We start from the raw sequence: 19,530 nt of genomic DNA, 5'->3' as shown, positions 1-19,530 counted from the left end.
GTGGCGTCAGCCCGGCGATTTGGCGGCGGAGTCGCGGAGTTCGCGGCGCAGGATCTTTCCGACGTTGGTCTTCGGCAGTTCGGTGCGGAACTCGACGATCTTCGGGAGCTTGTAGCCGGTGAGGTTGTCCTTGCAGAAGGCCTTCACCTGCTCGGCGGTGAGGTTCGGGTCCTTGCGGACTACCACCACCTTCACCGCCTCGCCCGACTTGTCATCCGGCACGCCGACCGCCGCGACTTCCAGCACGCCGGGCATCGTCGCGATCACGTCCTCGATCTCGTTCGGGTACACGTTGAAGCCCGACACGAGGATCATGTCCTTCTTGCGATCGACGATGTAAAAGAAGCCCGCGGGGTCCATCTTCGCCATGTCGCCGGTGTGCAGCCAGCCTTCGGCGTCGATGACCTTCGCGGTCTCCTCGGGGCGCTGCCAGTAACCCTGCATGACCTGCGGGCCCTTGATGCAGAGTTCGCCCACTTCGCCATGCGCCAGCGTGCGGCCCTCGTCGTCCTTCACGCAGGCATCGGTGGAGGAGATCGGCAGGCCGATCGCGCCGTTGAAGTCCTTCAGGCCGAGCGGGTTCATGCACGCCGCCGGCGAGGTCTCGGTGAGGCCATAGGCTTCGATCAGCGTGCAGCCGGTGGCCTTCTTCCAGCGTTCCGCCACGGCGCGCTGCACGGCCATGCCGCCGCCGAGCGTCAGGTGTAAGGAGGAGAAATCGATGGTGTCGAAGCCCGGCGTGTTGAGCAGGCCGTTGAAGAGCGTGTTCACGCCGGTGATCGCGGTGAAGCGCACCGACTTCAGCTCCTTGACGAAGCCGGCCATGTCGCGCGGGTTGGTGATCAGGTGGTTCAAGCCGCCGAACTTCATGAAGACGAGGCCGTTCGCCGTCAACGCGAAGATGTGGTAGAGCGGCAACGCCGTGATGATGATCTCCTGGCCCGGCTTCGCGTTCGTGCCGATCCAGGCCGAGGCCTGCTGCATGTTCGCGACGAGGTTGCGATGGGTGAGCATCGCGCCCTTCGCCACGCCGGTGGTGCCGCCGGTGTACTGCAGGAAGGCGATGTCCGTGTTGCGGAGCGTCACCGAGGGCAGGGTGTGCTTGGCGCCTTCCGTCAGCGTGTGGCGGAAATTCACCGCGCCGGGGATGTCGTAATCCGGGACCAGCTTCTTGACGTACTTGATGACGAAGTCGACGACCTTGCCCTTCGGGAAACCGAGCATCTCGCCCACCGAGGTGACGATGACCTGCTTCACCTGCGTCCCGGCCACGACTTCGGCGGCGGTGTGCGCGACGTTCTCGAGCACCACCAGCACGCTGGCACCGGAGTCGTCGAGCTGGTGCTTGAGCTCGCGCGGGGTGTAGAGCGGGTTGGTGTTGACGACGGTGAGGCCGGCGCGCAGGGTGCCGAAAATGGCGATCGGGTACTGCAGGACGTTCGGCATCATCAGCGCGACGCGATCACCCTTCTTCAGCTTCAATACGTTCAGCAGGTAACTGGCGAACTGCTGGCTGAGGCGGTCGATGTCGCCGTAGGTGAGGACCTTGCCCATGTTCGAGAACGCGGGACGGTCGCGGTACTTGGCGATGGCGTTGTCGAGGACCGAGACAATGGACGGGAACTCGTCCACGTCGATTTCCGCGGGGACGCCCTGCGGGTAGCTGGACAACCAAGGACGCTCAATGCTCATCGACAACACCCCTATCGCGTGGACCGCCCGACACGCCAATGCGGCGCCGTACGGAATTTCGAGTATTCGCTCGATTGCAGCACAGGGGGCGATATCGGGCAAGCCGCGAGGGCGCTGTTTCTTCCCTTCGTCGTGGCGAAAGGGACGTGGTCTTCTCGCCGTGCTGACATGTCTTGTCCTCATGGCCCTCGCCGGCTGCGCCGATCCGCCGGATGAGGCCGCGCTCCGTGCCCGGATCACCAGCCTGCAGGAGGCGGTCGAAGCCCGCGATACCGGAGCCTTGCTCGAGGCCGTCGACCCGGAGTTCGGTGGGCCCGACGGCATGGATCGCGACGGCCTGCGCCGCTACGCGACCCTGATGCTGCTGCGCCAGCAGAACGTCGGCGTTGCGATCGGGCCGGTCGACGTCGAACTTCGCGGCGACCGCGCCGCGGCGCGCTTCGACGCCGTCGTCACCGGCGGCAACCGGTTCGTCCCGGAAGGGGTGGAGGCTCGGCGGGTCGAGACGGTCTGGCGTCTGCAGGGCCGTGACTGGGTGCTGGTCAGCGCCGACTGGTCCAAGCCGGCGTTGGGGCAGTAGCACGGCCGCACGGCGCGGCATCACCGCCCCTTGCCCGCCAGAACGACGAAGGCCGCCCGGAGGCGGCCTTCGTGGGAGAGCGGGGGCCGTTTGCGCTTAAGCCGCCTTGGCGCCCGCGGCCAGCTGGCGCAGCACGTAGTGCAGCAGGCCGCCGTGGCGGAAGTACTCGACTTCCTTCGGCGTCAGCAGCAGCACCTGGGCCTTGAAGCTCACCACCGAGCCGTCCGGGCGCTTGGCGCTGATGTCCGCCACCTTGCCGGCGCCGTCCTGCAGGCCGGTGATCGAGACCACCTCGTCGCCCTTCAGGCCGAGCGTCTGGGCGTTCTGGCCGTCGAGGAACTGCAGCGGCAGCACGCCCATGCCGACCAGGTTCGAGCGGTGGATGCGCTCGAAGCTCTCGGCGATGACCGCCTTGATGCCCAGCAGGTTGGTGCCCTTGGCCGCCCAGTCGCGCGACGAGCCGGTGCCGTATTCCTTGCCCGCGAACACGACGGTGCCCACGCCCTCGGCCTTGTACTTCATGGCCGCGTCGTAGATGGCCAGCTTGTCACCCGACGGGTAGTGGATGGTGTTGCCGCCCTCTTCGCCGCCCAGCATCAGGTTCTTGATGCGGATGTTGGCGAAGGTGCCGCGCACCATCACGTCGTCGTTGCCGCGGCGCGAGCCGTAGCTGTTGAAGTCCACCGGGGCGACGCCGCGCGACTGCAGGAACTTGCCCGCGGGCGAGCTGGCCTTGATGTTGCCGGCCGGCGAGATGTGGTCGGTGGTGATCGAGTCGCCGAAGATGCCCATGACGCGCGCGCCGTGGATGTCGCTGATCGAGCCGACCTGCATCGTCATGCCGTCGAAGTACGGCGGGTTCTTGATGTAGGTCGAATCGTCCCACTGGTAGGCGTCGCCGTCCGGCGATTCCACCGCGTTCCAGCGGCTGTCACCGCGGAAGACGTCGGCGTAGTTCTTGGCGAACATCTCTGGGCCGATGGTCGCGGCGATGGTGTCGCCGATTTCCTTGTTCGACGGCCAGATGTCCTTGAGGTAGACCGGCTGGCCGTCCTTGCCCGTGCCCAGCGGCTGGGTGGACAGGTCGAGATCCGTGGTGCCGGCGATGGCGTAGGCGACGACGAGCGGCGGCGAGGCCAGATAGTTCATCTTCACTTCGGCGTGCACGCGGCCTTCGAAGTTGCGGTTGCCCGAGAGCACCGAGGTCACGACGAGGTCACCCTCGGCGATGGCCTTCGAGACGGCCTCCGGCAGCGGTCCGGAGTTGCCGATGCAGGTGGTGCAGCCATAGCCGACGACGTGGAAGCCGAGGGCTTCCAGGTCATCCATCACGCCACCCTTCTTCAGGTAGTCGGTGACCACCAGCGAGCCCGGGCCGAGCGAGGTCTTCACCCACGGCGCGACCTTCAGGCCCTTGGCCACGGCGTTGCGGGCCAGCAGGCCGGCGCCCAGCATCACTGCCGGGTTCGAGGTGTTGGTGCAGGAGGTGATCGCGGCGATGACGACCGCGCCGTCCTTCAGCTTGGTGCCCTGGAAGTCGGCTTCACCCGAGGCCTTGGCCGGGGTCTTGGCGGCGCGCGCCTCGGCCATCGGCTTCAGCGACTCGCGGTAGACCTTCTGCATGTCGGAAAGCAGGACGCGGTCCTGCGGGCGCTTCGGGCCGGCCAGCGAGGGAAGCACGCTGCCCATGTCGAGGCCGAGCGTCGAGCTGTACTCGGCTTCCACCGAGGGGTCGCGCCACAGGCCTTGAGCCTTGGCATAGGCCTCGACCAGCGCGATCTGCTCGGCCGAACGGCCCGAGAGACGCAGGTAGTTCAGCGATTCGCCGTCGATCGGGAAGATGCCGCAGGTCGCGCCGTATTCCGGGGCCATGTTGGCGATGGTCGCGCGGTCGGCCAGCGGCAGCTGGTCGAGGCCGTCGCCGTAGAACTCGACGAACTTGCCGACCACGCCGTGCTTGCGGAGCATCTGGGTGACGGTGAGCACGAGGTCGGTGGCGGTCGCACCTTCCGGCAGCTTGCCGGTGAGCTTGAAGCCCACGACCTGCGGGATCAGCATCGACGAGGACTGGCCAAGCATCGCGGCTTCAGCCTCGATGCCGCCCACGCCCCAGCCCAGCACGCCGATGCCGTTGATCATCGTGGTGTGCGAGTCGGTGCCGTAGACGGTGTCCGGGAACGCGTGCTCGACACCGTCGATGGTGCGGGTCATCACCACGCGCGCCAGGTTCTCGAGGTTCACCTGGTGGACGATGCCGGTGTTCGGCGGCACGACCTTGAAGTTGTCGAACGCCTTCTGGCCCCAGCGCAGGAAGCTGTAGCGCTCCTTGTTGCGGGTGAACTCGAACACGCCGTTCTCGTCGGCCGCCGAGGGCTTGCCGAACACGTCGACCTGCACCGAGTGGTCGATGACCAGTTCCGACGGGATCAGCGGGTTGATGCGCTTCGGATCACCGCCCAGCTTCTTGACGGCGTCGCGCATCGCGGCCAGGTCGACCACGCAGGGCACGCCGGTGAAGTCCTGCAGCACCACGCGGGCCGGCATGAAGGCGATCTCGGTGTCCGGCTCTTTCTTCGGCTCCCACTTCGCCACGGCTTCGATGTGCGCCGGGTTGACGGTGACGCCGTCCTCGCAGCGCAGCAGGTTCTCGAGGAGGATCTTCATCGAGTAGGGCAGGCGTTTGATGTCGAAGCGCTGGCCCAGCTTCGGCAGGCTGTAGAAGGCGTAGGACTTGCCGTTGACGGCAAGCGTGTCGCGGGTGGCGAAGGAGTCGCTCATGGATGGCTCCAGGCTGGTGGTGCGGCGAGAGGGTCCGGTCGCACCGCCTCACGGCGGGGCGCTGGCAGGCGTGAATTATGCCGGAAGCGATCCCGGTCCGGGGCGGCTTCAATCGAGCGGCGACAGCAACTGGTGGGCGGCTTCGGTCATGGCCCGGCGGCGGAGCAGGAAGTCCAGCCGGCTGCCCCCCATCTGGCGCCAGAGCACCGCGGCGCGAAGACCGCAGAGGAGCAGGGCGCGGACTTCGGCAACGATCGGCGGCTGGCCGAGGTAGACCGGGTTGCCCTGCACCAGCACGCGCTGGCCGATCGGACTGACCTGCTCGGCATAGAGGTCGCCAAGCCGGTTGATCACCGTCGGGTGCATCGGGCCGAGGTGTTGGCGCTGCCGTTCGACATCGCGCAGGGTCGATTGGACGCGCTCGCCGGCGGTCGGGTGGCGCACGAAGCTACGCTCGAGGGCGAGCAGGGTCAGTCCCATGCGGCCGACGGCGGGATCCTTCGGTCCATGCCCGAGAAGGGCCAAGAGCTCCCGAAGGCCGCGATCGAGGCCGCGGCCCAGCGTCTCGGTGCCGCCATAGATCGTCTCGGCGTCGTCGGCCTCGAAGCGGAACAGGCTGTCGAAAAGGACCGATTCCGGGTGCTGCTCCGTCTGGCCCAAGGAGGCCAGCTGCTGGACGAGCTTCAGGGATTGCGCCAGGGCGGCGAGGGCGATGACGCGTTCGATCATGGGGACGCTGGTGCGGAGAAAGGAGCGATGGAAGTGGCGACGGTAGCGCGGAGCGGGTCGAGCGGGGCGTCGGTCGCTGCGATGACCGCGCCGCCCAAGCATTCGTCGCCACGGTAGAGCACCAGCGATTGGCCGGGCGTGACGGCGCGCTGGGGTTCGTCGAAGTGGACGTCCACGCCTTGGTCGTCGCGGGGGAGGACGGTGCACGCCTGCGGCGGTTGGCGGTAGCGCACCTGCGCCTCGCAGCGCAGCGGGAGCGCGGGCGGCTCGCCGGCAATCCAATGGAAGGCCTCGCTGCGCAGCACCGAGGATTTCAGCAGCGGGGTGTCACCCTGCTCGACGACCAGTCGGTTGCGGGCCGCATCCTTGCCGACCACGAACCAGGGCGCGTCGGGCCGGCCGCGCACGCCGCCGATCCGCAGGCCCTCGCGCTGCCCAAGGGTGTAGAAGGCGATGCCGTCATGGCGGCCCAGAACGTGGCCGGCGGCGTCGACGATCTCGCCGGGCGTGACGGCGATGTACTGCGCTAGGAACTCGCGGAAATCGCGCTCCCCGATGAAGCAAATTCCGGTGCTGTCCTTCTTCTTCGCCGTTGCGAGGCCCAGCCGGGCGGCGATGGCCCGCACCTCGGTCTTCGGCAGCTCGCCCACGGGAAACAGCGTGCTCGCCAGCTGCGACTGACCCAGTTGGTGGAGGAAGTAGCTCTGGTCCTTCGAGGCGTCGACACCGCGCAGCAGCCGCCAGCGCCCGTCGGCCTCGTCCACGCGGGCGTAGTGCCCGGTGGCGATCTTTTCGGCGCCCAGCGCCTTTGCCTCGTCGAGGAAGGTCTTGAACTTGATCTCGCGGTTGCAGAGCACGTCGGGGTTCGGCGTGCGGCCGGCCCGGTACTCGGCGAGGAAGGTCTCGAACACGCCGGACCAGTAATCCGCCGCGAAATTGCGCGCGATGAAAGGCAGGCCCAGCTGGCCGCAGACCTTCAAGGCGTCCCGACGATCGTCCTCGGCGCGGCACTCGCCGCTGCCGTCCTCGTCCCAGTTCTGCATGAACAGGCCGGCCAGGGACTCCCCGCGCTCGCGCAGCAGCCACGCCGCCACCGAGGAGTCGACGCCGCCGGACATACCGACGATGACGCGTGCCGCCACGGCATTCACCGCCGGCCCCTCACAGCGCCGCCACCGACTCCAGCGGCAGCCGGCGGCCGTCGAGGGCGTCCTGCACCACGCGCCAGACCAGCGGACTGCGGTGTTCGGCCTCGCGGGCGCTCAGTTCAGAAGGCGTCAGCCAGTGCGCTTGGATGATGCCGGCATCCAGCGGCAGCTCGGGGTGGTGAGCCACCGGCTCCGCGGTGAAGGCGAGGCGCAGATAGGTGCGGCCGGTTTCGGGTGCCTGCCATTGGTAGGCACCGACGAAGGCGGTCAACCGCACCGTCCAGCCGGTTTCCTCCAGCGTCTCCCGAACCGCGGCATCGACGATGGCCTCGTCTGGCTCCAAGTGGCCGGCCGGCTGGTTCAGCACCCGGCGGCCACCGACCTCCTCCTCCACGACCAGCAGGCGCCCATCGCGGAAGACGACGGTCGCGACGGTCACGTCGGGTTGCCAGAAGCGGCCTTGGCGATAGCTCAACGCGGACTCCGCGGCCGTGCGGCGGCCGGATCGGGGAAAGCCCGCATTGTGACGCCGGCATCCGGCAGCGTCCACGTTCGCGCGCCGCGCTTCCGGCCCTTGCCGTCGCGCTCCGAGCGCCTCATATACTGGCCCCATGAGCCAACACGAACGCCCCGATTCCGAACATGAACGCGGCCTCGCCGTCGAGACGGCCAAGCCCGAACTGGAACGCCCATCGCTGTACCGGGTGGTCCTGTTGAACGATGACTACACCCCGATGGATTTCGTCGTCGAGGTGTTGCAGGTGTTCTTCGGCATGAACCGCGAGAAAGCCACCCAAGTGATGCTGCACGTGCACACGCGGGGCAAAGGTGTCTGCGGCGTCTACACACGCGAAGTGGCAGAAACGAAAGTGTCGCAGGTGAACGATTTCTCACGGACGCACCAGCATCCGCTGATGTGCACGATGGAAAAGGCCTGAGCCGCCCCCATATCCGGGTCATTGCCCTGGAGGCCCCGAATGTTCAGCAAAGATCTCGAATTCACCATCGGCCAGTGCTACAAGCAGGCCCGCGAAGCCCGCCATGAGTTCATGACGGTCGAGCACCTGCTATTGGCGCTGCTCGACAATGCCTCGGCAGTGCAGGTGCTGAAGGCCTGCGGCTCCGACAACGGCCGCCTTGGGCAGGACCTGCGCAACGTCATCGCCGAGACGGTGCCGATCCTCCCAGAGGACGACACCCGCGACACGCAGCCGACGCTGGGCTTCCAGCGCGTGCTGCAGCGCGCCGTCTACCACGTGCAGAGCAGCGGCCGGAAGGAAGTGACCGGCGCCAACGTGCTGGTGGCGATCTTCGGCGAGAAGGACAGCCACGCGGTCTACCACCTGCAGCAGCAGGACGTGACCCGGCTCGACGTCGTCAACTACATCTCGCACGGCGTCGCCAAGAGCGGCGAGTCGACCGATGCCAAGCCGGCCGATGCGCCGAAGTCGGAAGGGGAGACGGGCGAGGACGGCCAGCCGAAGCAGAATCCGCTCGAGGAATTCGCGGCCAACCTCAACCAGCTCGCCCGCGAAGGCAAGATCGATCCGCTGATCGGCCGCGAGGCGGAGATCGAGCGCACGATCCAGGTGCTGTGCCGCCGCCGCAAGAACAACCCGCTGTATGTCGGCGAGGCTGGCGTGGGCAAGACCGCGCTGGCCGAAGGCCTGGCGTGGCGCATCGTCGAGGGCGATGTGCCGGACGTGCTGAAGGACGCCACGGTCTATTCGCTCGACCTCGGCGCGCTGGTCGCCGGCACCAAGTACCGCGGTGACTTCGAGAAGCGCTTGAAGGCCGTGGTCAACCAGATCAAGAAGGAGCCGAACGCCATCCTGTTCATCGACGAGATCCACACCATCATCGGTGCGGGCTCGGCGTCGGGTGGCACGATGGATGCGTCGAACCTCATCAAGCCGGCCCTGCAGACCGGCGAGCTGCGCTGCATCGGCTCGACGACCTTCCAGGAGTACCGAGGGGTCTTCGAGAAGGACCGCGCGCTGGCGCGCCGCTTCCAGAAGATCGATGTGGTCGAGCCGACCGTTGCCGAGGCGGTGGCCATCCTCAACGGCTTGAAGGGCAAGTTCGAACTGCACCACGACGTGACCTACAGCGCCGATGCGCTGCAGGCGGCCGTGGACCTGTCGGTGAAGCACATCGGCGACCGCCTGCTGCCGGACAAGGCCATCGACGTGATCGACGAGGCCGGTGCCCGCCAGCGCCTGATGAGCGAGGACAAGCGCAAGCGTCTGATCGACGTCGAGGAGGTCGAACTCATCGTCGCCAAGATGGCGCGCATCCCGCCGAAGCAGGTCAGCGCCTCGGACAAGGACGTGCTGAAGAACCTCGAGCGCAACCTGAAGATGGTGATCTTCGGCCAGGACTCGTCGATCGAATCGTTGGTGTCGTCGATCAAACTCGCGCGCTCCGGCCTCGGCAATCCCGACAAGCCGATCGGCAACTTCCTGTTCGCCGGCCCGACCGGCGTCGGCAAAACCGAGGTCACCCGCCAGCTGGCCATGCAGCTCGGCATCGAACTGGTGCGCTTCGATATGTCGGAGTACATGGAGCCGCACTCCGTGAGCCGCCTGATCGGCGCGCCCCCGGGCTACGTCGGCTTCGACCAGGGCGGGCTGCTCACCGAGAAGATCGTCAAGACGCCGCACTGCGTGCTGCTGCTCGACGAGATCGAGAAGGCCCATCCGGACGTGTTCAACATCCTGCTGCAGGTCATGGACCGCGGCATCCTGACGGACACGAACGGCCGCGAGGCGAACTTCCGCAACGTCATCATCGTGATGACGACGAACGCCGGTGCCGCCCAGGCCGCGCGCCGCACCATCGGTTTCGTCGAGCAGAACCACAGCACCGACGCGATGGAAGTGATCCGCAAGGCGTTCACGCCGGAGTTCCGCAACCGCCTCGACGCCGTGGTGCAGTTCGGCGCGCTCGGTTTCGAGCACATCCTGCGCGTGGTGGACAAGTTCCTGATCGAGCTCGAGGCGCAGCTGCAGGAGAAGCACGTGGCCATGTCGGCGACGCCGGAAGCGCGGCAGTGGCTGGCCGAGCACGGCTTCGACCCGCAGATGGGCGCGCGCCCGATGGCGCGCCTGCTGCAGGACAAGATCAAGCGTCCCCTGGCCGACGAGCTGCTGTTCGGCAAGTTGGTGAACGGCGGCAAGGTCGAGGTGGGCGTCCGCGACGGCCAGCTCACCGTCGAGGCCTTCGCCGAGCCGGAGAAGTTGCTCCCCGCCACCGTGGAGTGAGGCCCGGCGTTCCGGGCCCGGAAACGAAAAACGGCAGCCGAGGCTGCCGTTTTTCTTGGCATGGAGCGCGCGCGGCGCTTACTTCATGCGGTAGGTGATGCGGCCCTTGGTGAGGTCGTAAGGCGTCATTTCGACCTTGACCTTGTCACCCGTCAGGATCCGGATGTAGTTCTTGCGCATGCGGCCCGAGATGTGAGCCGTAATGACGTGGCCGTTTTCGAGCTTCACGCGGAACATGGTGTTCGGCAGCGTTTCGGTCACGGTGCCTTCGAACTCGATGGAATCGTCTTTTGACATGCAGCGGGCTTCTGGCCTTGGCGGTCTGGGGCGGGAAAGGGGGTGAATCGAAGGCGCGGAGTGTGCCACGCCGGGCCGGCGCTTGCAAAAATCCGGTTAAGCGGGTCGGGCGGGGTTCAGTCCGCCAGCTGGCGGGCCGGGTAGGGCGTGCCCGCCCAGTCGGGACTCGGCGTGCCCGAGGCGGTGCGGGCGAGGAAGGTCGAGAGGAATCCTGCGCGAGGCCAGACCTCGCCACCCATGAAGCGCAGGTGCGGGTTTTCGATCTGGGCGTCGAACAGCGGCCAGCCCAGTTCGTCGAGCCGTCGCCCGAGAGCCGCCAGCGCCACCTTCGAGCCGCCGCTCTCGAGGCTGACCATGCTTTCGGCGTGGAAACCGGTACCCACCGATACCCCATAAAGCCCGCCGACGAGCCGCTCGCCATCCCAGACCTCGACGCTGTGCGCATGCCCGAGCCGGTGCAGCTGGCCGTAGGCGCGCTGCATCGCCGGGGTGATCCAGGTGCCGTCCTGGCCGGGCCGGGGCGCGGTGGCGCAGGCGGCGATCACGCGATCGAAGGCGGTGTTGAACCGCACTTCCCACCGGCTGCGTCGAAGATCACGGCGAAAGCGCGTCGACAGCCGCACGCCGCCGCTGCGGAATACGAGGCGCTCCGACGGCGACCACCAGAGGATCGGCTGCCCTTCGCTGAACCATGGGAACATCCCGGCGGCGTAGGCATTCACGAGGCGCACGGGCGAAAGATCGCCGCCGATGCACACCAGGCCATCGGGCTCGTCCAGCGCAAGTTCGGCGGGCGGGAAAGGCGAGGCGGGGTCGGGCCCCAGCAGCAGCGGGCGGCTCATGGCGATCGGAAGGGCGAATGCGCCGCCAGCGAATCACGATAGCGCCGCGTGGCCTCGCGCTCGGCCGCGCACCAGCGTGTGAGTGCCTGCTGGAAGCGCGGCTCGGCCAGCCAGTGCCGGCTGTGCGTCGAGGTGGGCAGGAAGCCGCGCGCCAGCTTGTGTTCGCCCTGCGCGCCGGGTTCGAAGCGGTCCAGGCCGTGCTCGATGCAGTACTCGATGCCCTGGTGGTAGCAGGCCTCGAAATGCAGCCCCGGCACGTCCGCCATCGCGCCCCAGTAGCGGCCGTAGAGCGTGTCGTCCGAGCGCAGGCACAGCGCGCCGGCTATGGCTTCGCCCTCCCGCTCGGCGAGGATAAGCACCACCGCATCGGGCAGGGCCTCGCACAGGTGCTGGAAGAAGGGTTCCGTCATCGCCGCATGGTTCCACTTCTCGGCGAAGGTCTGCACGTAGAAGCGGTGCATCGCGGCCATCGGTTCGCCGCGCGCGGCCTTGCCGTCCAGAACGCGAAGGTAGACGCCAGCCTCAGCCACCCGGCGCCGGTCCGCCTTCAGGTTCTTGCGGCGCTTGTGGTCCAGCGCGCCGAGGAAGTCATCGAAGGCGCGCCACGACGGATCGCGCGTCCAATGGAACTGCACGTCCTCGCGGGCGAGCCAGCTCGCGTCGAAGGCATCGAGATCGGCGGCATCGAGGAAATTCGCGTGCACCGAATGCAGGCCGAGGTCCGGCGCCGCCGCGCGCATGGCCTCGAGCAGCAGGCGTTTATGCGTCGGTTCAACGGCGAGCAAGCGTGGCCCGGTGACGGGGGAGTAGGGCACGCCGATCAGCCACTTCGGGTAGTAGTCGAGGCCGTACTGCGCGTAGGCGTTCGCCCAAGCGTGGTCGAACACGAACTCGCCGTGCGAGTTGCCTTTCGCATAGGCCGGCGCGGCGGCGAGCAGGGCATCACCCTCCCACAGCGAGGCGTGCAGCGGCGTCCAGCCGTATTCGGGGTCGAGGCAGCCGTGCGTTTCGAGCCCGGCCAGGAAGGCATGCGCGGTGAACGGATGGCCGCTCCGGTTCAGCGCGTCCCACGTGGCCGCGGGAATCTCATCCAGCCGGCGATGGAGGCGGAGCTCGGGCATCGCCGGCCGCGCCGCGCTTACTCGTGCTTGTCGAGGAACTTGTCGGCGTCGAGCGCCGCCATGCAGCCTGAGCCGGCCGAAGTGATGGCCTGGCGGTAGACGTGGTCGGCCACGTCGCCTGCGGCGAACACGCCCGGGATGCTGGTGCCGGTGGCGCCGCCGTCGAGGCCGGATTTCACCTTGATGTAGCCGTCGCGCATGTCGAGCTGGCCGTCGAACAGCGAGGTGTTCGGGCTGTGGCCGATGGCGACGAAGAAACCGGTGACGGCGATCTCGCGCGTGCTGTCGTCCTTGATCGAGCGCAGGCGCGCGCCGGAGACGCCGCTGTCGTCGCCCAGCACCTCGTCGACGGCGTGGTTCCACACCAGTTCGATCTTGCCGGCCGCCGCCTTGGCGAACAGCTTGTCCTGCAGGATCTTCTCGGCGCGCAGCGTGTCGCGTCGGTGCACGAGGTAGACCTTGTTGGCGATGTTGGAGAGGTACAGCGCCTCTTCGACGGCCGTGTTGCCGCCGCCGATCACCGCGACGTCCTGCCCGCGGAAGAAGAAGCCGTCGCAGGTGGCGCAGGCCGAGACACCGCGGCCCTTGAAGGCTTCTTCCGACGGGATGCCGAGGTACTTGGCGCTGGCGCCGGTGGCGATGATCAGCGCATCGCAGGTGTACTCGCCGCTATCGCCCTTCAGGCGGAACGGACGGGAACCCAACTCCGCCGTATGGATGTGGTCGAAAACGATTTCAGTCTCGAAGCGCTCGGCGTGCGCCTGCATGCGCGCCATCAGGTCCGGGCCCATCAGGCCGTGCGCGTCGCCCGGCCAGTTGTCGACTTCCGTCGTCGTCATCAGCTGGCCGCCCTGCTGCAGTCCCGTCACCAGCACCGGCTTCAGGTTGGCGCGCGCGGCGTACACGGCGGCCGTGTAGCCGGCGGGGCCGGAGCCGAGGATGAGGAGGCGGGAATGCTTGGTGGCGGTCATGTCGTTATACTTTTGCGGCTTCGTGGCGGTGTGCAGCGCAACAAAGCGCGGCATGCGGGCTGCAAAGCTTGGGGGCCGAGGCCCCTCAAATCAAGGTTGCATCGACGTTGCTTCCAGGCCGCCTCACGGCGGCTTCATTCGTTCAATGCGCGCGTCCCGCGCCGCCCCCTGGAGCCCAGCACCATGCGTATCGGTATCCCCCGCGAAACCAAGACCCTCGAAGGCCGCGTGGCCCTCGTGCCCGCCGCTTGCGCCGACCTCGTGCGCCGTGGCCATGAGGTGTGGATCGAGAAGGACGCGGGCATCAAAAGCGGCTTCAGCGACGACGAGTACACCGCGCTCGGCGTCAAGATCGCCGCCGACGCGGCCGCGCTCTACGAGAAGGCCGAACTCGTCGTGAAGGTGAAGGAGCCGATCGAAGGCGACCTCAAGCACCTGCGCAAGGACCACCTGCTGTTCTGCTACCTGCACCTCGCGGCCGAGCCGGTGCTGACGCGCAAGCTGCTCGACATCGGCCTGACCGGCGTCGCGTTCGAGACGGTGGAGCTCGACAACGGCGACCTGCCGCTGCTGACCCCGATGTCGATCGTCGCTGGCCGTATCGCGGTGCAGGTCGGCGCGCACTACTTGCATCAGCCGATGGGTGGCAAGGGCAAGCTGCTGGGCGGCCTGCCGTCCACCGAGCGCGGCAAGGTCGTGGTGCTCGGCGCCGGCGCCGCCGGCGGCAACTCGGCCGCGCTGGCCGCATCGAGCGGCGCGAACGTGGTGGTGTTCGAGAAGCGCCAGGACCGCATGGCGCAGATGATGGCGCTCGGCCCGAACGTCACCGCGCTTTATCCCTATGAAGACGCTGTCGCCCGCGAACTGCGCGACGCCGACCTGGTGATCGGTGCCGTGCTGGTCACCGGCGCCAAGGCCCCGCACGTCGTCTCCCGCGAGATGATCAAGGGCATGCAGAAGGGCAGCGTGCTGGTCGACATCTCGGTGGACCAGGGCGGCTGCTTCGAGACCACCCGCCCGACGACGTGGAAGGAGCCGACCTACGTCGAGGAAGGCGTCATCCACTTCGCCGTGACCAACATGCCGGGCGCCGTTCCGCAGACCTCCTCGCAGGCCATCTGCGCGTCGATCCTGCCGTGGGTGCAGAAGCTGGCCTCCGGCAACTGGCGCGATAACCAGGCCCTCGTCCGCGGCATCAACGTCGAGGGTGGCCAGATCGTGCACCCCGCGCTGAAGGACATGGCGGTCTGAGCCCCGCGCGCTACACTCCCTGCGGCAAGTTCCCGCAGGGAGTGGATGCGTGCTGATGCAGGGCGTGGAGGGCAGGGCACTGGACCGCAAACAGAAGCTGTGGCGCGAAGTGGCGCTGGTGGTTGCCGCGCCGGCCCTGCTTTACCTCCTCGCCAGCCTCGTCAGCTATTCCTCGGCCGATCCCGGCTGGTCCCGGACCGGCAGCGTGGCGGGTGAAATCCAGAATTTCGGCGGCCCCGCGGGCGCCTACATCGCCGACTTCGCCTTCGGGCTGTTCGGCTGGATGGCCTACACCCTGCCCCTGATCCTTGGTGGCATCACCTGGGTGGCCCTGTTCGGGATGGACAGCGACGGCGATGGGCAGGTCGATCTCGGCCCGGCCCTGCGCCTCGTCGGCATCGTCGGCGTGCTGGTGGCCGGCACCGGCCTCATGCAGCTCTGGTTCGGCGCGTCGTCGGCTTTGCCGACCACGTCCTCGGGGGGCGTGCTCGGCGAGCTGGTCGGTCGGTCCGTCACTGTCGTGTTCGGATTGGCCGGCGGCCACCTGCTGCTGCTCGCACTGGTGCTGGTGTCGATCACGCTGGCCACGGGGCTGTCGTGGTTCGCGGTGATGGAATGGATCGGCGCCCGCATCCTCGGGCTGTTCGAGCGGGCCAAGGCCGGCCGCGAGCAGGCCGCGGAATGGCAGCGCACCCGCGTGCTCCGCGAAGAGCGCGAGGAAGTCCGCAAGGTCGAGACGCAGAAGCGCGCCAAGCGCGAGCCGGTGCATATCGAGGCCCCGGCCCCAGCCGTCGTGGAGAAGAGTGAGCGGGCCAAGCGCGAGCAGCAGATCCCGCTGTTCAACGCCGTGCCCGAAGGCGGCCTGCCGCCGCTGTCGCTCCTCGACGAGCCCAAGGTGCAGGAGCGCGGCTACAGCGAGGAAACGCTGGAAACCCTCTCGCGGCAGATCGAGTTCAAGCTCAAGGACTTCCGCATCGACGTGCAGGTCGTCGGCGCCTATCCGGGCCCGGTCATCACCCGCTTCGAGATGGAGCCGGCGCCCGGCGTGAAGGGCAGCCAGATCAATTCGCTCGACAAGGACATCGCCCGCGGCCTCTCGGTGAAGTCGGTGCGCGTGGTTGACGTCATCCCCGGCAAGTCGGTGGTCGGCCTCGAAATCCCGAACAGCAAGCGCGAGATGATCTTCCTCTCGGAGATGCTGCGCTCGAAGGAATACGACAAATCCCCGAGTCCGCTGACGCTGGCGCTCGGCAAGGACATCGCCGGCCGCCCCACCGTGGCCGACCTCGCGCGCATGCCGCACCTGCTCGTCGCCGGCACGACCGGCTCCGGCAAGTCGGTGGCGGTCAACGCGATGGTGCTCTCGCTGCTCTACAAGGCCTCCGCCAAGGACGTGCGGATGCTGATGATCGACCCGAAGATGCTGGAGCTCTCGGTCTACCAGGGCATCCCGCACCTGCTCGCGCCGGTCGTCACCGACATGAAGGAAGCTGCGAACGGCCTGCGCTGGTGCGTGGCCGAGATGGAACGCCGCTACAAGCTGATGAGCGCCGTTGGCGTGCGCAATCTGGCGGGCTTCAACCGCAAGGTGAAGGACGCCCGCGACGCCGGCCAGCCGCTGATGGACCCGCTGTTCAAGCCGAACCCGGAGCTCGGCGAGCAGCCACGCCCGTTGGAGGAACTGCCCTACATCGTCGTCTTCATCGACGAATTCGCCGACATGATGATGATCGTCGGCAAGAAGGTGGAGGAGCTGATCGCCCGCTTGGCGCAGAAAGCCCGCGCCGCCGGCATCCACCTGATCCTCGCCACCCAGCGCCCGTCGGTCGACGTCATCACCGGCCTGATCAAGGCCAACATCCCGACCCGCATCGCCTTCCAGGTGTCGAGCAAGATCGACTCGCGCACGATTCTCGACCAGTCTGGCGCGGAGACCCTGCTGGGTCATGGCGACATGCTCTACCTGCCGCCGGGCACGGCGTTGCCGGAACGCGTGCATGGCGCCTTCGTCTCTGACGAGGAAGTACATCGCGTTGTGGAGTTCCTGAAGCAGCACGGCGGTGGTGCGGATTACGTCGAAGGCGTGCTGGCCGAGGTGCAGACGCTGGGCGACGGCACGGTGGTCGGCGCCAGCGGCCTCCCGGAAGCGGCCAGCAGCGACGACAGCGAGAACGACCCGCTTTACGACCAGGCCGTGGCCTTCGTCACCGAGAGCCGCAAGGCCTCGATTTCGTCGGTGCAGCGGCGCTTGAAGATCGGCTACAACCGCGCCGCGCGCCTCGTCGAGGCCATGGAGCAAGCGGGCATCGTCTCGCCGGCCGAGCACAACGGCGACCGCATGGTCATCGCCCCGCCGCCGCCGCGGTGACGCCCCCGTTCAGTCGCGACGCCGGACACTTTCCGGCGTCCCTTCCGGCCCGAACCGCCTTCCGATGACGACTTCGACCCTGTTCCGCACTGCTATCGCCGCCCTGATGCTCGCGCCCGCGCTAGCTTCGGCAAGCGCCGGTCGTGAGGCGATCACCCGCTTCTCCACCGACCTGCGCAGCCTCGATGGGCGTTTCGCGCAGCAGGTGTTCGATGCCAACGGCACGGCCACCGACCGCAGCGAAGGCCGCATCTCGCTGAAGGCACCGCGCCAGTTCCGCTGGGAGTACCAGCAGCCGTATCCGCAGCTGATCGTCGCCGATGGCGACCACCTGTGGCTGTACGACCCGGACCTCGAGCAGGTGACGGTTCGCGTGCAGAGCTACGAGGAGCAGTCGAGCCCGCTCGCCGCGCTGATCGATCCCGGCGAGCTCGATCGCCAGTTCGTGGTGGCCGAGGGTGGTCAGGCGAACGGCCTGACGTGGGTCGACCTGAAGGCGCGCAAGCCCGAGGATTCGGCCGTGCAGTCGGCGAAGCTCGGCTTCAACGCCAGCGGCCTCGCGGCGATGGTCTTCGAGGACCAGCTCGGCCAGCGCACCGAGGTGAGCTTCAGCCAGTGGAAGCGCAACGGCGCGCTGCCGGCCGACCTGTTCCGCTTAACCCCGCCCGAGGGCGTGGACGTGGTCGGCGAGACGCGCGACAGCGCCGAAGTGCGCCCGCTGCAGGAGTGAGCGCGCCGCTCGCCGAACGCATGCGCCCGCGCGACCTCGACGAGGTCGTCGGGCAGCGCCGGCTGCTGGACCCGAAAGCCGCCCTGCGCCGCGCGCTTGACGCCGGGCGCGTGCACTCGATGATCCTTTGGGGGCCGCCGGGCTGCGGAAAAACCACGCTGGCGCGCCTCGTGGCCGCGCAGAGCAGCGCACGCTTCCATTCGATCTCGGCGGTGATGAGCGGCCTGCCCGAGGTGCGCAAGGTGCTCGGCGAAGCCGCCGAAGCCTTCGCCCGAGGCGAGCGGACGGTGCTGTTCGTCGACGAGGTGCACCGTTTCAACAAGACGCAGCAGGATGCCTTCCTCCCGCACATCGAGGCCGGGCACATCGTGTTCGTTGGCGCGACGACCGAGAACCCGAGCTTCGAGCTGAACTCGGCATTGCTCTCGCGCTGCCGCGTGCACGTGCTCGAAGCGGTATCGGCGACGGATATCGCCGAGGCGCTGCGCCGCGCGCTGCTCGACCCGGTGCGCGGCCTTGGCACGCTGGGCCTCGGCGTGGACGACGACACCCTCACCACCATCGCCCAGGCGGCCGACGGCGACGTGCGCCGCGCGCTGACCCTGCTGGAGATCGCCGCGGAGATCGCCGAAGGCGGGCGCATCGATGCGGCCACGCTGGCACAGGTGCTGGCCGATCGCACGCGTCGCTTCGACAAGCAGGGCGAGCAGTTCTACGACCAGATCTCCGCCCTGCACAAATCGGTGCGCAGCTCCGACCCCGACGCGGCGATCTACTGGCTGGCGCGGATGCTCGACGGCGGCTGCGACCCGGCCTATCTCGCCCGCCGGCTGACGCGCATGGCCGTCGAGGACATCGGCCTCGCCGACCCGCGCGCGCTCGACATGGCCATCGCCGCGTGGGAAACCTTCGACCGTCTCGGTGCGCCGGAAGGCGAACTGGCGCTGGCACAACTCACGCTCTACCTCGCGAGCTGCGCCAAGAGCAACGCCGGCTACGTCGCGTGGAAGGCCGCCAAGGCCGACGTGGCGAAGCACGGCACGCTGGAGGTGCCGATGCATCTGCGCAACGCGCCGACGGCATTGATGAAGGGCCTCGGCTACGGCCAGGGCTACCAGTACGACCCCGATGTCGACGGTGGCGTGGCCCTCGGCCAGGTCTGCCTGCCCGACGCCCTCGACGGTCGCGTGTACTTCCAGCCCGTCGCGCGCGGGATGGAGATCAAGCTGAAGGAAAAGCTCGACGCCCTGCGCGAAGCGCGCCGCGCGGCTCGCGCCGAAGGGCGCACCGGTTCGACGTCCCGCGGCGGACAGGGCGCATGAACCCCACGCACTTGGCGCTGGCGATGCTGGGCGGCGCGCTGGGCGCCGGCCTGCGCTACTGGCTCGGCACCGCCCTGCTTCAGAAGCTCGGCGAAGGCCTGCCCTGGGGCACGCTGGCCGCGAATCTCGGCGGCAGTTTCCTGGCCGGCCTGCTGTTCGCGGTGCTGGCGCAGCGCGGCTCGCTCGGCGATGCCCTGCGTGCCCTGCTGATCGTCGGCGTGATGGGCGGCCTGACCACGTATTCCGCCCTGATGCTGGAACTGATGGCTTTCCATCGCGGCGGCCATCCGGAGCGTGCCTTGGGCTACCTCGCGCTGACGCTGGGCGCCGGCCTCGCGCTCGTATGGCTGGGCTTGCGCGCGGGCGAAGCGCTTCGCGGCCCGCTGCCCTCGACGCTGGGTTGATCCAGCGCGTCTCGCGCTTGCCGTTCGATTCAGC

The 19,530-nt window shown here is 68.0% G+C and carries 17 protein-coding genes; 8 read left to right on the top strand and 9 right to left on the bottom strand.

Translation table 11 applies throughout. From position 1 onward, the window contains the following. Window positions 1-6 precede the first annotated feature (6 nt). On the bottom strand, window positions 7-1,692 hold the full coding sequence (locus O9255_RS08165) for a long-chain fatty acid--CoA ligase (protein ID WP_297866357.1): 1,686 nt from the start codon (window positions 1,690-1,692) through the stop codon (window positions 7-9). 181 nt (window positions 1,693-1,873) lie between these two features. On the opposite strand from O9255_RS08165, the gene O9255_RS08160 reads away from it, so the two are divergent. Continuing rightward, entirely contained in the window at window positions 1,874-2,272 is a 399-nt protein-coding gene (locus O9255_RS08160) for a nuclear transport factor 2 family protein (protein ID WP_297866356.1), read from the top strand. A 96-nt stretch (window positions 2,273-2,368) separates the two neighbouring features. Here the strand turns inward: O9255_RS08160 and acnA are convergent, their stop codons facing one another. The 4 genes from acnA to O9255_RS08140 all read right to left on the bottom strand — a co-directional run bounded on the left by acnA (window position 2,369) and on the right by O9255_RS08140 (window position 7,402). After that, window positions 2,369-5,050, bottom strand: a complete 2,682-nt coding sequence (acnA, locus tag O9255_RS08155; RefSeq protein WP_297866355.1) for an aconitate hydratase AcnA — start codon at window positions 5,048-5,050, stop codon at window positions 2,369-2,371. A 108-nt stretch (window positions 5,051-5,158) separates the two neighbouring features. After that, a complete protein-coding gene (locus tag O9255_RS08150; RefSeq protein WP_297866354.1) occupies window positions 5,159-5,779 on the bottom strand; it encodes a lysogenization regulator HflD in 621 nt (206 codons plus the stop codon). Next, complete coding sequence (gene mnmA / locus O9255_RS08145) at window positions 5,776-6,921, bottom strand: tRNA 2-thiouridine(34) synthase MnmA (RefSeq protein ID WP_297866410.1); 1,146 nt, start codon at window positions 6,919-6,921, stop codon at window positions 5,776-5,778. Before mnmA ends, O9255_RS08150 begins: the two co-directional genes overlap by 4 nt. A 19-nt stretch (window positions 6,922-6,940) precedes the next feature. Next, window positions 6,941-7,402, bottom strand: coding sequence for an NUDIX hydrolase (locus O9255_RS08140; RefSeq protein ID WP_297866353.1), 462 nt, complete (start codon window positions 7,400-7,402; stop codon window positions 6,941-6,943). 136 nt (window positions 7,403-7,538) lie between these two features. Between O9255_RS08140 and clpS the strand changes: the two genes are divergently transcribed. Further along, a complete protein-coding gene (gene clpS / locus O9255_RS08135; RefSeq protein ID WP_297866352.1) occupies window positions 7,539-7,865 on the top strand; it encodes an ATP-dependent Clp protease adapter ClpS in 327 nt (108 codons plus the stop codon). A 39-nt stretch (window positions 7,866-7,904) separates the two neighbouring features. After that, window positions 7,905-10,190 carry an ATP-dependent Clp protease ATP-binding subunit ClpA gene (gene clpA / locus O9255_RS08130; RefSeq protein ID WP_297866351.1) on the top strand — a complete coding sequence of 762 codons (2,286 nt, stop codon included), beginning with the start codon at window positions 7,905-7,907 and terminating at the stop codon, window positions 10,188-10,190. 78 nt (window positions 10,191-10,268) lie between these two features. Here the strand turns inward: clpA and infA are convergent, their stop codons facing one another. From infA to trxB, 4 genes are all read right to left on the bottom strand, one after another. Further along, window positions 10,269-10,487, bottom strand: a complete 219-nt coding sequence (infA, locus tag O9255_RS08125) for a translation initiation factor IF-1 (RefSeq protein WP_028769496.1) — start codon at window positions 10,485-10,487, stop codon at window positions 10,269-10,271. A 116-nt stretch (window positions 10,488-10,603) separates the two neighbouring features. After that, complete coding sequence (aat, locus tag O9255_RS08120) at window positions 10,604-11,329, bottom strand: leucyl/phenylalanyl-tRNA--protein transferase (protein WP_345781368.1); 726 nt, start codon at window positions 11,327-11,329, stop codon at window positions 10,604-10,606. Continuing rightward, window positions 11,326-12,450 carry a GNAT family N-acetyltransferase gene (locus tag O9255_RS08115; protein WP_297866350.1) on the bottom strand — a complete coding sequence of 375 codons (1,125 nt, stop codon included), beginning with the start codon at window positions 12,448-12,450 and terminating at the stop codon, window positions 11,326-11,328. Before O9255_RS08115 ends, aat begins: the two co-directional genes overlap by 4 nt. 17 nt (window positions 12,451-12,467) lie before the next feature. Beyond that, window positions 12,468-13,421: a thioredoxin-disulfide reductase gene (gene trxB, locus O9255_RS08110; RefSeq protein ID WP_297866349.1), complete on the bottom strand. Its 954-nt coding sequence runs from the start codon at window positions 13,419-13,421 to the stop codon at window positions 12,468-12,470. Between the two features lie 183 nt (window positions 13,422-13,604). On the opposite strand from trxB, the gene ald reads away from it, so the two are divergent. The 5 genes from ald (at window position 13,605) to O9255_RS08085 (ending at window position 19,496) form a co-directional block, all read left to right on the top strand. Continuing rightward, complete coding sequence (gene ald / locus O9255_RS08105; RefSeq protein ID WP_297866348.1) at window positions 13,605-14,672, top strand: alanine dehydrogenase; 1,068 nt, start codon at window positions 13,605-13,607, stop codon at window positions 14,670-14,672. A gap of 55 nt (window positions 14,673-14,727) precedes the next feature. Beyond that, window positions 14,728-17,040: a DNA translocase FtsK gene (locus tag O9255_RS08100; protein WP_297866409.1), complete on the top strand. Its 2,313-nt coding sequence runs from the start codon at window positions 14,728-14,730 to the stop codon at window positions 17,038-17,040. Window positions 17,041-17,104: 64 nt separating this feature from the next. Beyond that, on the top strand, window positions 17,105-17,770 hold the full coding sequence (gene lolA, locus O9255_RS08095) for an outer membrane lipoprotein chaperone LolA (RefSeq protein WP_297866347.1): 666 nt from the start codon (window positions 17,105-17,107) through the stop codon (window positions 17,768-17,770). A 20-nt stretch (window positions 17,771-17,790) separates the two neighbouring features. After that, window positions 17,791-19,092: a replication-associated recombination protein A gene (locus O9255_RS08090; RefSeq protein ID WP_297866408.1), complete on the top strand. Its 1,302-nt coding sequence runs from the start codon at window positions 17,791-17,793 to the stop codon at window positions 19,090-19,092. Next, window positions 19,089-19,496 (top strand): CrcB family protein, encoded by a 408-nt coding sequence (locus O9255_RS08085; protein ID WP_297866346.1) that lies wholly within the window; start codon window positions 19,089-19,091, stop codon window positions 19,494-19,496. The genes O9255_RS08090 and O9255_RS08085 overlap by 4 nt, the downstream gene beginning before the upstream one ends. Window positions 19,497-19,530: the final 34 nt, after the last annotated feature.

Source organism: Silanimonas sp., from assembly GCF_027530345.1.
Taxonomy (GTDB): domain Bacteria; phylum Pseudomonadota; class Gammaproteobacteria; order Xanthomonadales; family Xanthomonadaceae; genus Silanimonas.
The sequence above is the reverse complement of the archived record's forward strand: the minus strand, read 5'-3'. Positions and strand labels throughout refer to the sequence as shown.

What these genes read in the sequence shown, in the direction of transcription:
- aat (WP_345781368.1), bottom strand. Translation starts at nt 11,329, where the DNA reads ATGAGCCGCCCGCTGCTGCTGGGGCCCGACCCCGCCTCGCCTTTCCCG.
- O9255_RS08090 (WP_297866408.1), top strand. Translation starts at nt 17,791, where the DNA reads ATGCGCCCGCGCGACCTCGACGAGGTCGTCGGGCAGCGCCGGCTGCTG.
- ald (WP_297866348.1), top strand. Translation starts at nt 13,605, where the DNA reads ATGCGTATCGGTATCCCCCGCGAAACCAAGACCCTCGAAGGCCGCGTG.
- infA (WP_028769496.1), bottom strand. Translation starts at nt 10,487, where the DNA reads ATGTCAAAAGACGATTCCATCGAGTTCGAAGGCACCGTGACCGAAACG.
- O9255_RS08100 (WP_297866409.1), top strand. Translation starts at nt 14,728, where the DNA reads ATGCAGGGCGTGGAGGGCAGGGCACTGGACCGCAAACAGAAGCTGTGG.
- trxB (WP_297866349.1), bottom strand. Translation starts at nt 13,421, where the DNA reads ATGACCGCCACCAAGCATTCCCGCCTCCTCATCCTCGGCTCCGGCCCC.
- O9255_RS08085 (WP_297866346.1), top strand. Translation starts at nt 19,089, where the DNA reads ATGAACCCCACGCACTTGGCGCTGGCGATGCTGGGCGGCGCGCTGGGC.
- clpA (WP_297866351.1), top strand. Translation starts at nt 7,905, where the DNA reads ATGTTCAGCAAAGATCTCGAATTCACCATCGGCCAGTGCTACAAGCAG.
- O9255_RS08150 (WP_297866354.1), bottom strand. Translation starts at nt 5,779, where the DNA reads ATGATCGAACGCGTCATCGCCCTCGCCGCCCTGGCGCAATCCCTGAAG.
- clpS (WP_297866352.1), top strand. Translation starts at nt 7,539, where the DNA reads ATGAGCCAACACGAACGCCCCGATTCCGAACATGAACGCGGCCTCGCC.
- lolA (WP_297866347.1), top strand. Translation starts at nt 17,105, where the DNA reads ATGACGACTTCGACCCTGTTCCGCACTGCTATCGCCGCCCTGATGCTC.
- O9255_RS08160 (WP_297866356.1), top strand. Translation starts at nt 1,874, where the DNA reads ATGGCCCTCGCCGGCTGCGCCGATCCGCCGGATGAGGCCGCGCTCCGT.
- O9255_RS08115 (WP_297866350.1), bottom strand. Translation starts at nt 12,450, where the DNA reads ATGCCCGAGCTCCGCCTCCATCGCCGGCTGGATGAGATTCCCGCGGCC.
- acnA (WP_297866355.1), bottom strand. Translation starts at nt 5,050, where the DNA reads ATGAGCGACTCCTTCGCCACCCGCGACACGCTTGCCGTCAACGGCAAG.
- O9255_RS08165 (WP_297866357.1), bottom strand. Translation starts at nt 1,692, where the DNA reads ATGAGCATTGAGCGTCCTTGGTTGTCCAGCTACCCGCAGGGCGTCCCC.